The 11,790-nt window shown below is 38.9% G+C and carries 11 protein-coding genes; 7 read left to right on the top strand and 4 right to left on the bottom strand.

The genetic code is table 11. The annotated features are described in order from the left end of the window. Window positions 1–480: 480 nt before the first annotated feature. Together Q8S11_RS12275 and Q8S11_RS12270 are read right to left on the bottom strand one after the other, a co-directional pair. Window positions 481–1,281: a GNAT family N-acetyltransferase gene (locus Q8S11_RS12275; protein ID WP_305662399.1), complete on the bottom strand. Its 801-nt coding sequence runs from the start codon at window positions 1,279–1,281 to the stop codon at window positions 481–483. A 24-nt stretch (window positions 1,282–1,305) separates the two neighbouring features. Continuing rightward, the gene (locus Q8S11_RS12270) at window positions 1,306–1,842 is read right to left on the bottom strand and encodes an RNA methyltransferase (RefSeq protein ID WP_305662398.1); all 537 of its coding nucleotides are present in this window, start codon (window positions 1,840–1,842) and stop codon (window positions 1,306–1,308) included. A 118-nt stretch (window positions 1,843–1,960) separates the two neighbouring features. Between Q8S11_RS12270 and Q8S11_RS12265 the strand changes: the two genes are divergently transcribed. After that, a complete protein-coding gene (locus Q8S11_RS12265; protein WP_305662397.1) occupies window positions 1,961–3,004 on the top strand; it encodes an aldose epimerase family protein in 1,044 nt (347 codons plus the stop codon). On the opposite strand, the gene Q8S11_RS12260 is transcribed toward Q8S11_RS12265, so the two are convergent. Continuing rightward, window positions 3,001–4,239 carry an MFS transporter gene (locus Q8S11_RS12260; RefSeq protein ID WP_305662396.1) on the bottom strand — a complete coding sequence of 413 codons (1,239 nt, stop codon included), beginning with the start codon at window positions 4,237–4,239 and terminating at the stop codon, window positions 3,001–3,003. The two genes, Q8S11_RS12265 and Q8S11_RS12260, sit on opposite strands and share 4 nt — an antisense overlap. A 219-nt stretch (window positions 4,240–4,458) precedes the next feature. Between Q8S11_RS12260 and mutS the strand changes: the two genes are divergently transcribed. After that, on the top strand, window positions 4,459–7,035 hold the full coding sequence (gene mutS / locus Q8S11_RS12255) for a DNA mismatch repair protein MutS (protein ID WP_305662400.1): 2,577 nt from the start codon (window positions 4,459–4,461) through the stop codon (window positions 7,033–7,035). Between the two features lie 407 nt (window positions 7,036–7,442). Here the strand turns inward: mutS and Q8S11_RS12250 are convergent, their stop codons facing one another. Beyond that, entirely contained in the window at window positions 7,443–7,886 is a 444-nt protein-coding gene (locus Q8S11_RS12250) for a YMGG-like glycine zipper-containing protein (RefSeq protein ID WP_305662395.1), read from the bottom strand. Between the two features lie 210 nt (window positions 7,887–8,096). Here Q8S11_RS12250 and Q8S11_RS12245 point away from each other — a divergent pair, with 210 nt between their 5' ends. The 5 genes from Q8S11_RS12245 (at window position 8,097) to Q8S11_RS12225 (ending at window position 11,623) form a co-directional block, all read left to right on the top strand. Next, window positions 8,097–9,026 (top strand): RraA family protein, encoded by a 930-nt coding sequence (locus tag Q8S11_RS12245; RefSeq protein ID WP_305662394.1) that lies wholly within the window; start codon window positions 8,097–8,099, stop codon window positions 9,024–9,026. A gap of 30 nt (window positions 9,027–9,056) precedes the next feature. Beyond that, window positions 9,057–10,556: a mandelate racemase/muconate lactonizing enzyme family protein gene (locus Q8S11_RS12240; protein ID WP_305662393.1), complete on the top strand. Its 1,500-nt coding sequence runs from the start codon at window positions 9,057–9,059 to the stop codon at window positions 10,554–10,556. Further along, window positions 10,537–10,716 (top strand): hypothetical protein, encoded by a 180-nt coding sequence (locus Q8S11_RS12235; RefSeq protein WP_305662392.1) that lies wholly within the window; start codon window positions 10,537–10,539, stop codon window positions 10,714–10,716. Before Q8S11_RS12240 ends, Q8S11_RS12235 begins: the two co-directional genes overlap by 20 nt. Window positions 10,717–10,862: 146 nt before the next feature. Beyond that, a complete protein-coding gene (locus tag Q8S11_RS12230; protein WP_305662391.1) occupies window positions 10,863–11,432 on the top strand; it encodes a C40 family peptidase in 570 nt (189 codons plus the stop codon). Between the two features lie 68 nt (window positions 11,433–11,500). Further along, the gene (locus Q8S11_RS12225; RefSeq protein WP_305662390.1) at window positions 11,501–11,623 is read left to right on the top strand and encodes a hypothetical protein; all 123 of its coding nucleotides are present in this window, start codon (window positions 11,501–11,503) and stop codon (window positions 11,621–11,623) included. Window positions 11,624–11,790: the final 167 nt, after the last annotated feature.

Here is an 11,790-nt window from a genome sequence, read left to right as displayed (position 1 = left end):
CAGGGGATATGCGCAGAGGCCAATCCCTGGTTGTTTGGGCGATTTCAGAAGGCCGGGAAGCAGCCAGAAAGGTCGATGAGTTTTTGATGGGAGGTACAACTCTGCCAAGTAAGGACAGAATTAACGAATACGTTACCTCATAAAGGCATCAATGATAAAATGCTAAAGCTCTGCTCAAAAGGTGGGGCTTTTTTTTGAGATATGAGATGTGAGAGAACCAAGAATCAAGAACCAAGAACCAGGACTAAATTTGGTTCATTTGGAATTTTATACTCAAGGATATCAACTAATACCAAACATGTTATAATTACGATAATTTCCTAACCAACTAACAACCAATCAACTAACAACTGAAGAGAACCAAGAACCAAGTATTATGAATCAAGAATAAATAATCAAGTCCCCGGAACAAAGAGCCAAGAACAGCGAATAGAATCATTATTTGATCCACTCTCAATTATCAACTGTCAATTAAATAAACTACCCCAATCCTCCACTAATCCTGTTAAAATTATTCTCTGCTTTCCATTCCCGTTTTTCACCCAGGATCATTCTTTTGGATCTTCTGACCTCATTGTAACTATTATCCAACAGGAAATCGATCCCAGCCTGATTAATAATTGGAAGCTTTGTAGTATTCTTTACCCGCATCCGCAATTTCATTAGTTCAGTTCCGGCTTCAGGCAGTTCAGCCATAATATAGCGGTCGAAAAAACCCGGAAAATAAGCACCCCTGACTATGCCTTCTGAGAGGTAGAGAAGTGATGATTTCAAATGATCCCTAAAAATGACTTCCCTGTTTTCGCCTGAGGTAATTTTGTCCAGTTCTAATACCTGGGCTCTGTATTTTTCATCAAATGGAATAACGCTGGCAGGGTTTTTCAGATTTAGGTTGAGCAGATTACCGTCGAGATGCATGTAATCCATTTCGATTTCAAATCCAACTTTCTTATAAACCGGGTATCCCATATCTGTAGCATCCAGATAAATCGTCTTAAAGATTTTCGGATCTGAACGTTCCACCAGAGCATTTGTAAGTATTTTGCCCAGACCCTGATTCCGGTATTCTTTATGAACTATTAAATGTGCCAGCCAGGCCGTATCCTGATGTTTTATGATAGTACCAACAGCAACAATTGCATTCGCATCAACGATTTTTATAGGATCACAAAAGGAAGATGAACTATAATAATAAAAATAGGGTCTGATATCATCCCAGTCGGCAGGCTGCAGCAGATTTAGTTGATCGATATCTTGATTTTGGATGTCTTTTATTATCATTATAATCTACTGACAAGAATATAGTTAAGATTTAAGTTTAAGTTTGGCAAAAAAGTCCCAAAGCACTATCCCTGCTGAAACCACAATATTAAATGAATGTTTAGTTCCGAATTGAGGAATTTCAATACAGGTATCTATTAATTTCATCGCATCCTCACTTACTCCATTTACTTCATTCCCAAAGATCAGGGCATACTTTTCTGAAGTTTTAGGTCGAAAATCATTGAGCATCACACTGTTTTGTGCCTGTTCGATAGCTATGACTGTGTATTGAGCTGCTTTTAATTCCAGAATTATTTCGCTGATACCTGATGAATAGACCCATTCAATAGATTGGGTTGCTCCAAGTGCTGTTTTTTCTATTTCACGATGAGGTGGCTGAGCGGTAATCCCGCATAAATATATTTTTTCAATTGCAAATCCATCTGATGTGCGAAAAATAGAACCAATATTGTGCATGCTGCGAACATTGTCTAAAATCACAGTGATGGGTAATTTATCCTGTTTTTTAAAGTCTTCAATACCCACACGTCCAAGTTCTTCTGTTTTTAATTTTCGCATATCTTCCAAAAATAGCCTCTTTGATTGGAAGCTGCTTTATTTTTCAAAATTATTAAAGATTTTGGCTTAATTTCATCATTTGGAATGCCCATGCATTTTATTGATTTTAGAACAAGATATGTTATTAGTCCAGTCTCCGGTACTATTTCAGCACCAAAATGAAGATATCTTTCTTTTTACACTGAAAAACAGTAATGGTGTTGAAGTCAGTATCAGTAATTTTGGAGCCATTATACGCTCATTTATCGTACCAGATAGTTCAGGTAATCTCAGGGATATTGTATTGGGTTTCGATCAGATGGAGCATTATACTGATCAGTCTTATCTTGAATCTAATTCTTATCTGGGTGCGATTGTCGGGAGGTATGCCAACAGGATCAGTAATTCTGTTTTTGAACTGGATTCTGAACTTTATCCGATAAGTTCAAACCATCCTCCACATCAGCTTCATGGCGGTTATGAAGGTTTCGACAGAAAGGTCTGGAAGCTTGAAAGTTTTTCAGGGGTTCCTGAGGCCAGGCTTGTTCTTAGCTACCTAAGTAAAGATGGAGAGGAAGGTTTCCCTGGGAATTTAAGTGTCCGGATATCTTTCGAGCTCAAGGAAAATAATGAGCTATTCATGCAGACGGAGGCCAGTACCGACAAAGCCAGCCCTGTCAATTTAACCCATCATGATTACTTTAACCTCAACGGCTCAGGAACAATTGAAACTCATTTCGTTGAAATAGCTGCATCTTTTTATTTGGGTCAGCATGATGACCTGGTACCCAATGGTGAAATACTTACTTTGCAGGATACTTCATATGATTTTAGAAGTATAAAACGGATCAACAGGATTTGGGATCCTGAAAAGGGCTATGATCAGTCATTTTTATTGGATAAAAAGTATAAGGAATGGGGAAAGGCTGCAATGGCTTATTCGGAAAATAGTGGGATTAAACTGGAGGTTTTTACTGATGAACCAACTGTTCAGTTTTATACAGGTAAGCATTTAAATAATACGGGTGTTAAGGGCGGGACTAACTATTCAGCTTTTTGCGGACTCTGTTTTGAGACCCAGCATCATACTAATGCAGTCAATATTCCGAATTTTCCTTCAACGATTTTACGCCCTGGTGAAATTTACAGAAGCAGAACAAGCTATAAGGTCTCTAATTGTTAAGAAGATGCCATATTTATCACTTGTTTAAATTCTCTTTTATTGTTCAAATTATTGAGATAAAAATAGCCCCCGGCTGTTAACAAGCAGATGCCAAAAATAAAATACCAGAACAATTGATATCCTCCATATTCGATTAGAAATGAACCATAAATCGGACCAATGATTTGCGCTACTGACCAGGCAATGGTATACAGGGCAGCATATTCACCACGGTTCCTGTCATTTGAACGGCCCATCCAAAAGGTATTCATGAAGGGCATAGCAATCATTTCTCCGATAGTAACCATGATGATCGAAAGAATGGCAAGCCAGGCAGCGGCAGGAAAAAATATTAATATGGAATAACTAAATGCGGCTATAATCACTCCAATACCAGTGAAATACAATGGAGATCTTTTACCTTCAAGATTGTTAACCAACAGCATTTCGGTGAATACAATGATCAGTCCGTTCATAGCCATTAATCCCCCGATAAATTGCTCACTAAGCTTCCACTCCGTTTTGAAAAATACCGGTTGCAAGGTAAAAAACTGAAAAAAGCAGGAGGAAAATAAAATGGTCAAAATGATAAATGCCAGGTATAGTTTATCCTGATAAGGGGATTGAACCTGAATTACATGAGTTTCAGTCTCCTTAGTCTTTGAGTTTTTAACTGCCGGTAGTAATTTTATGAGAAAGACTGCGGCCAGGATATTGGAGAATCCATCCACATAAAATAACAAATGATAGTCAACAGAAGCTAGGAAGCCGCCCAAAGCCCCACCAAATGACCAACCGAGATTGACAGCTAGCCTGTTTAATGAGTTGGAACGAGTTCTTGTCTTCTCATTACTGTAATAGGCTATTGCTGTAGCGTTGGCAGGCCTGAAGCTCTCATTGCACATACTGAGAATAAAGGTCCCTATTCCCAAACTCAAAAATGTTTCAAGATAGCTGATTATAAAGAACATCAGGCCTCCACTGAGTAGTGCCCCAATCTGTAGGTAATAAAAACCAATCTTATCTGTAAATTTTCCGCCGAAAAATGCACCAAACACTGATCCCAGTCCGAAGATAGCCATGATCAATCCTGCCTCCACAATACTGAAATTGAGTTTCTGGGTACAGTAAATGGTGAGAAAAGGAATAACCATTGTTCCGCTGCGATTAATCAGCATTACAAAAGAAAGGTACCAGCTTTCCTTACTTAATCCGGAATAGGCTTTTTTGTATAGATTAAAAGGGTATGAAAACACGCAACAAATTAAATAATTGAACCGAAAAATAATATTAACCTAATTTTAGATTATTTAATGGTTCATTTATTACAACTGATATCAAAATCAGGATCAAGATTTTCCCACCCCGAGACAGTTTTCCACAAATCTTCTAAAAGTTATGCAATCCATTAACTTTATAGCCTGATTAATTGCAAGAACTTGTCTAAAAAGAACGAACAAAAGGAAACCCCATTAATGCTGCAGTACAATGCAATCAAGGCTAAATATCCGGGTGCATTATTATTGTTTCGGGTGGGCGATTTTTATGAAACTTTTGGGCAGGATGCGATAAAAGCATCCGGAATATTAGGAATTGTGCTCACCAAAAGAGGAAATGGCTCGGGCACTCATACTGAGCTGGCTGGTTTTCCACATCATTCTCTCGAAACTTATTTACCCAAGTTGGTCAGGGCAGGCCAAAGGGTGGCTATTTGTGATCAGTTGGAGGATCCTAAAACAACCAAAACCATTGTTAAAAGAGGGGTAACTGAGCTGATCACTCCCGGGGTATCCTACAGCGATAATATCATTCAACAGAACACCAATAATTATCTGGCTTCCCTTTATTTTGAAAAGAATTCATTTGGGATAGCATTTATTGATATCTCAACAGGTGAATTCCTTGTTGCTCAGGGTAATGCCGATTATATAGACAAACTGCTTCAAAGTTTTAAACCGAGCGAGGTAATTTTTCAAAAAAGCAGGCAGCGCGATTTTACGGAGACTTTTGGCGACCGGTTTTATACCTATCATCTGGACGATTGGGCTTATAGTGGTGATTATGCTTCTGAGTTTTTGCTCAAACATTTCGATGTTAAATCATTGAAAGGCTTTGGAATTGAAAAATATCCGCTTGCTATCACTGCTGCCGGGGTAGCACTTCATTATCTCAACGAGACAGAACATCGTAATTTACAGCATATTTCATCTGTGTCCAGGATTGAAGAAGACCGCTATATGTGGCTGGACCGGTTTACAATCCGTAATCTTGAACTCATAGGTTCTGCTAATGAGAATGCAGTCAGCCTTGTAGATGTGCTCGATAAAACCTGTTCCCCGATGGGAGCACGTTTACTTCGTCGATGGATTATCATGCCTTTAAAGGAGCTTAAACCGATTCAGGAGCGTCTTGATGTCGTAGAGTTTCTTGTTGGGCAGGATGAACTGCGTGAAACATTATTGCATGAATTGAAACAGATAGGGGATCTTGAAAGGCTGATCTCCAAAATTGGTCTTCAAAAGGCAAACCCCAGAGAAGTATTGCAGCTCAAAAGGGCACTTTATGCTATTGCCAATTTAAAGGAGCTTTGCCAGGGATCTGATAGTTTTCCCCTGAAAATGATTGCAGAACAGCTCAATCCATGCGTATTGATCAGGGATAAAATTGAGCGGGAGCTGAATCCCGATTCGCCGGTCATGCTGGCAAAGGGTTCTGTCATAGCTGATGGGGTTGATGAAGAACTCGACCGTTTGAGGAAGATTGCATTCGGAGGTAAGGGTTATCTGCTTGAAATACAGAAGCGTGAAGCTGAAATTACAGGCATTCCATCCTTAAAAGTTGCTTTCAATAATGTTTTTGGTTATTATCTGGAGGTTACCCATACCCATAAGGATAAAGTTCCGGCCGAATGGCTGAGAAAGCAAACTCTGGTAAATGCAGAGCGTTATATTACCCCCGAGTTGAAAGAATACGAAGAACAGATTCTTGGTGCGGAAGAAAAGATTCAGGTTCTTGAAACCCGACTGTACAATGAGTTGACCTTTGCATTATCTGAATTCATCAAACCCATTCAATTGAATGCCCAATTAGTGGCCCAGTTGGATGTTTTGCTTAATTTTGCGAACCTGGCGATAAAGAATTATTATGTCAAACCTGTGATTGATGAAAGCAGTGTGATCGATATTAAAGGGGGCAGACATCCGGTTATTGAAAAGAACCTTCCTCCGGGCGAGGAGTACATTACCAATGATGTGTTCCTTGATAGTGAAACTCAACAGATCATAATCATTACAGGGCCGAATATGTCGGGTAAATCGGCCTTACTGAGACAAACAGGTTTGATTGTATTAATGGCACAAATGGGTTGCTTTGTTCCTGCAAAAGAGGCGCTGATTGGATTAGTTGATAAGATTTATACCAGGGTAGGGGCTTCAGATAATCTTACTACCGGCGAGTCAACATTTATGGTTGAAATGAATGAAACTGCAAGCATACTGAATAATTTATCTGCACGAAGCCTCATTCTGATGGATGAGATTGGCCGAGGTACCAGTACCTATGATGGAATATCAATTGCCTGGTCAATTGCAGAATATCTGCATAATCATCCAACAGCTAAGGCTAAAACGCTATTTGCAACACATTATCATGAATTAAATGAACTGACCAACTCATTTAACAGGATTAAAAATTTCAATGTTTCGGTTAAAGAACTAGGGAACAAAGTTATTTTCCTGCGCAAACTCGTGCCCGGAGGCAGCGAACATAGTTTTGGAATCCATGTGGCTAAGATGGCCGGAATGCCTCCAAAACTGGTCAGCAGGGCAAATGAAATATTGAAACGGCTTGAACAGGAGCGGACAGGAGGAGAGGATATCAAAGACAGCCTAAAAAAAGTTCAGAAGCAAGCTTATCAGTTACAAATGTTCTCTATTGATGATCCGGTATTGGTTAAGATCAGGGATATGCTGAATAATCTTGAAGTAAATACACTGACACCGGTAGAGGCATTAATGAAGCTGGATGAGATACAGAGGGTGCTTAAGTCCTAGTATAGATTATTAGTATTGAGTATTGAGTATTGAGATGAATCCGGGTGCATCATGAGTATTAAGAGCCAGGAACCAAGAACCAACACTTAATCCTTCTTCATATTAAACTTAGTTTATAGACTTACGAATTTAACTAAGTATCATGAAAGTTAAATTCGTCTTCGCTCACTAATAGGTCAGTATCAAGTATCAAGAATCAAGATTCAAGTATCAAGTATCAAGATTAAATTCGGATTAGTTTGAAATTATTGGTTAAGGATATTAAATAGTAGTAATTAATTTGAAAATTACACCAAATTGCTAACAACTAACCAACTAACAACTAACCAACTGAAAAATATCAAGACAAAAAAATGCCCTGGCTTAAATTTTAAACCAGGGCATTATTTTTTCATAGGTAGATATTATTATTGTTGAACTCTGCCGGATTTTTTATCCTGCTCCCTTCCAATCACATAGCCTGTTCCAGCACCAACTGCACCGCCTATTGCAGCACCTCTGCCATCTTTTTTATCAACGATAATACCTGTTCCTGCACCAATAACACCGCCAATAACTGCACCCTTAGCTGCTGAACTCCAGCCTTTTTTCTGGCTAGCTGTACCTGTCTGGGTGGTTGTGTTTGTTGTTGTTACTGATTTTGAGGATTGATACTTGTTATTAGTATTTGCCCTGTCTTTAGCAATTGCAAGCGCAGTTGCAGCCGAGTCTGCTGATGCAGCTCTTTTAAAGCTATCAAGTTCATGAACCATTCTGATCGAGTCCTGACTTATTCTGGCATTCTCATTTGCGTTTGTGCTGCAACCTGTAACAATCACTGCAAATGCAAATAGGATTAGTATATTTTTCATAATTTTCTATTGGCCACATGGTTGTTGGCCTTTCTACTACAGGAATAATGGTGCCAAAGATTCTAAAATTTAATTTTCTTTAAATTTTTTGCTCGTCATTTTACGACTTATATTTTTTTAACTTAGGATATATCATTGGATAGATTCAGATTAGGCTGTTTTTTTAATTTGTCAATCGTAAAATAATTTAATTTATAAGAAAATATAATTATGTATAAGAAATTAATTTTATCGCTTCTAATTATACTGAATGCAGCTTTCGTCGCTGCTCAACGAATAGGTTCCAGTCCTGAATATGTAAAAGAACTAACTTCTATGTGGAAAGGTGAGCGTTCGGCTGATGGTCGCCCAATGGTTTCAGAACTCGTGCTTGAACGTCTACAATACAATACACTTGAGCAAATATGGGGTTTCTTATTGAGCAGAGGTTACCGTAATCAAGTAGAAAAGAACTGGACTATTCTAAAATCAGGACAAACATTGGTCGGTCGGGTTGTTACAGCACAGTTTATGCCTTCCAGACCAGACCTTGATACACTGGTAAGAATACAGGGTCGTAAAGAAGGACTCTCACAACGTGGTGGAATTAATATCTGGCCTATTGATATCTTAAGTAAAGGAGACGTTTATGTAGCAGATGGATTTGGTAAAGTGAAGGATGGTACCCTTATTGGCTCAAGCCTGGGAAATTCAATTTATGCCAAAACAGGTAAGGGTGTAGTTTTTAATGGATCTATCAGGGATATGCAGGAATTAAGGGATACTGAAGGATTTAATGCCTGGGTTAAAGGGCATGACCCTTCATTTATCAGAGATATGACTCCAACCTCAATCAATGCACCGATCCGTGTTGGCGAAGTGACTGTTTTTCCGGGAGATATTGTTTTTGCAAATGATTATGGGGTTGTATTTATTCCTGCTCATCTGGTTGAAGACCTGGTTAAGGCAAATGAACTAACCGGACTTCGGGATGAGTTCGAGCGTTTATTGCTGAAACAAGGCAAATATCTTTCAGGTGAGATTCATGGAGATTGGAATGAGACCATAAAAAGTGAATTCAGGGCCTGGCTGGCTAAATATCCCAGAAAAACTATGTACACACCGGAACAACTTGATAAATATCTGGGGAAAACTCATTAATTTTTTTTTATAATTTAAAATTTAAATGATATGAAAAGTATTTTACAACAGCTCATTTCCAAAAATAAGGAAGAAGAAAAAGCCTATACTGCTTCAAGACAGGCTGAAATTAATAATCCCGAAACAGGTACTAACCGCAGGAATTTTCTAAAAAAAACGGCCTTGGGTGGGATTGCATTAGGTGGTTTGATGAATCTTTCTATAGAAGATACCATTGCCCATACTACCCAAAATGTTAAAAGATCTTCTAATCCTTCAGATCTGAAAATTACGGATATGCGTTATTGCCTTACCAATGTAATGGGAGGAACAGCGATCATCCGTATTGATACGAATCAGGGAATTTATGGATTGGGTGAGGTAAGGGATGCTGCAGATGCGCGGTATGCCCTGATATTAAAGAGCCGGATCCTGGGAAGAAATCCATGTAATGTGGAAATGATTTTTAAGGTAATTAAGCAATTTGGCGGGCCGGCTCGTCAGGCCGGAGGGGTTTGCGCGGTAGAAATGGCCTTATGGGATCTTTGCGGCAAGGCCTATGGTGTACCTGCATGGCAATTATTGGGGGGAAGATATCGGGATAAGGTGAGGCTTTATGCAGATACACCTGAGGCTGCCAGTCCTGCTGAACAGCAAAAACTGATCAATTACCGGATCAATGATCAGGGATATACCTGGTTGAAAATGGATATCTCAATCAGTGAGCTAAAAGGAAAAACAGGCACTGTAGTGAATTCAAAATTCTGGGAGAATGCTAAAGGGGATCTGGCACAATGGGGGGATCAAAGAAATATGATGTCATATGGCAATACCGCACATCCCTTTACCCAGATTCAGATCACTGATAAGGGTCTGGAGGAATTATCAGAGATTGTAAATACTATTAGGAATATGGTTGGTTATGAAATTCCAATTTCTACCGACCATTACGGTCACTTTGACCTGAATAACAGTATACGTTTAGGCAAGGCTATGGAAAAATACAGGTTAGCCTGGTTTGAAGATATGGTACCATGGACCTACACTGAGCAGTGGAAAACTATTTCAGATGCATTGGAAACGCCTACAACTACTGGTGAAGACATTTATTTACTGAAAGATTTCAAGCCATTGATTCATGCAAGAGCAGTAGATATTATTCACCCTGATCTGGCTTCATCAGGAGGCTTGCTTGAAACCAAGAGGATAGGGGATTATGCCGAAGAGTATGGAGTAGCGATGGCTATGCATCAGGCAGGTACACCGGTCTCTTTTATGGCAAGTGTTCACTGTGCTGCTGCGACCCAAAATTTCCTTGCACTGGAGCATCATTCTGTGGATATCCCATGGTGGGAGGATTTGGTAAAGACCACAGATGGTAAAAAAATGATAGAAAAGGGCTTTGCTATTGTTCCGCTTAATTCTCCGGGTTTAGGTATTGAATTAAATGAAGATGTTTTAAAGCAGCATTTAAAACCAACAGATAAGAGTTATTTTGCTCCTACAAATGAATGGAATGAACTGCGCTCACATGACAGGACTTATAGTTGATGATTGGACCATCATTTATTCCCTGTGGTTGGTGTTATCACCAACCAATGATATGATCGTGCTTGGTACGGAGAACACCGACCACAGGGGAATTGGAACTACTACGGAGGAAAGGGCTGAACCAGCCTATAACAAACAGGTATTGATTTCCAAAACTTAATCATTGTGTACCAAAGCCTTAACTAACCAATTGTAAGGTATTATTTTAACCTTCCTTATATCGAACTCAGGTTAACTTATACTCATAAAATTAATCTGAATTCTGCGTTTATCAACAGGTGTTTATAAAAGCTTTATACTTTCAATATGTCTTTGTATGACCTTTGGATGATGAGGTTAAAAAGCAAATCAGTTGTTTTTTTATATTTAGTGATTTTCTTTGCGCTGACAATCACCTCCTGTAAAAGCAAAAAAATCATTACCGATTCCTCGAAATCTAAAGCAGTATCTTCAGGAAGTATTAAAGAACGCTATGCATCCTTGTTGAATGTAAAAGAAAGAGAGCTGCAAAATGAGAAGTTATACCGTTTTATCGACAGCTGGATGGGGGTGCCTCATCGTTCAGGCGGTATGGATAAAAAGGGTGTGGATTGTTCCGGATTTACCTTCCTGCTTGAAAAGGAGGTTTATAACAGAGATTTACCTCGTACCGCCCGTACAATGGCAGATAAAGTAAAGCGAAAATATGAGCAGGATCTGGAAGAAGGGGACCTGGTTTTCTTTGATTTCGATGGTCAAAAATTCAGTCATGTTGGGGTGTATCTTCATAATAACAAATTTGTTCATGCTTCTACCTCAAAAGGGGTAATAATCAGCGATTTAAAAGACCCCTGGTATTATAAATACTTTACCAGGGCGGGAAGCGTCAAACCATAGGCTCAATTCTTTCCTTGATTATCTGTTTTAATCTTTAATTTTAAACAATAATAATTCCGGACCCATTTATGAGCACTGAAAAAGGCGACTATACCTTCTGGAAGAAATATAAGCGCTTTGCTACTACGGAGATACTCTTATATCTGATAATGATTATCGGAATTACATTGGGTATTATAATCTTCGGATAACTCTGAGATAACCCTACTTTAGTAAAGTAATCCGTGATGCATCTGAATCAGCAATGCTTTGATAAAATTTTACTAAGTCAGGGTATTGTTCGGGTGGATAAAGCCCTTCTTTTAGCTGCACGAAACGGCTATACTTCGCAATGTTATTGTTAATTTCTAATGTTGAA

This window comes from Daejeonella sp. (assembly GCF_030695525.1).
Lineage (GTDB): Bacteria > Bacteroidota > Bacteroidia > Sphingobacteriales > Sphingobacteriaceae > Daejeonella.
The sequence above is the reverse complement of the archived record's forward strand: the minus strand, read 5'-3'. Positions and strand labels throughout refer to the sequence as shown.

Excerpts from the sequence above, each read along its gene's own strand:
- Q8S11_RS12275 (WP_305662399.1), bottom strand. The coding sequence starts at position 1,281 with ATGATAATAAAAGACATCCAAAATCAAGATATCGATCAACTAAATCTG.
- Q8S11_RS12270 (WP_305662398.1), bottom strand. The coding sequence starts at position 1,842 with ATGCGAAAATTAAAAACAGAAGAACTTGGACGTGTGGGTATTGAAGAC.
- Q8S11_RS12265 (WP_305662397.1), top strand. The coding sequence starts at position 1,961 with ATGTTATTAGTCCAGTCTCCGGTACTATTTCAGCACCAAAATGAAGAT.
- mutS (WP_305662400.1), top strand. The coding sequence starts at position 4,459 with ATGCTGCAGTACAATGCAATCAAGGCTAAATATCCGGGTGCATTATTA.
- Q8S11_RS12250 (WP_305662395.1), bottom strand. The coding sequence starts at position 7,886 with ATGAAAAATATACTAATCCTATTTGCATTTGCAGTGATTGTTACAGGT.
- Q8S11_RS12245 (WP_305662394.1), top strand. The coding sequence starts at position 8,097 with ATGTATAAGAAATTAATTTTATCGCTTCTAATTATACTGAATGCAGCT.
- Q8S11_RS12240 (WP_305662393.1), top strand. The coding sequence starts at position 9,057 with ATGAAAAGTATTTTACAACAGCTCATTTCCAAAAATAAGGAAGAAGAA.
- Q8S11_RS12235 (WP_305662392.1), top strand. The coding sequence starts at position 10,537 with ATGACAGGACTTATAGTTGATGATTGGACCATCATTTATTCCCTGTGG.
- Q8S11_RS12230 (WP_305662391.1), top strand. The coding sequence starts at position 10,863 with ATGTCTTTGTATGACCTTTGGATGATGAGGTTAAAAAGCAAATCAGTT.
- Q8S11_RS12225 (WP_305662390.1), top strand. The coding sequence starts at position 11,501 with ATGAGCACTGAAAAAGGCGACTATACCTTCTGGAAGAAATATAAGCGC.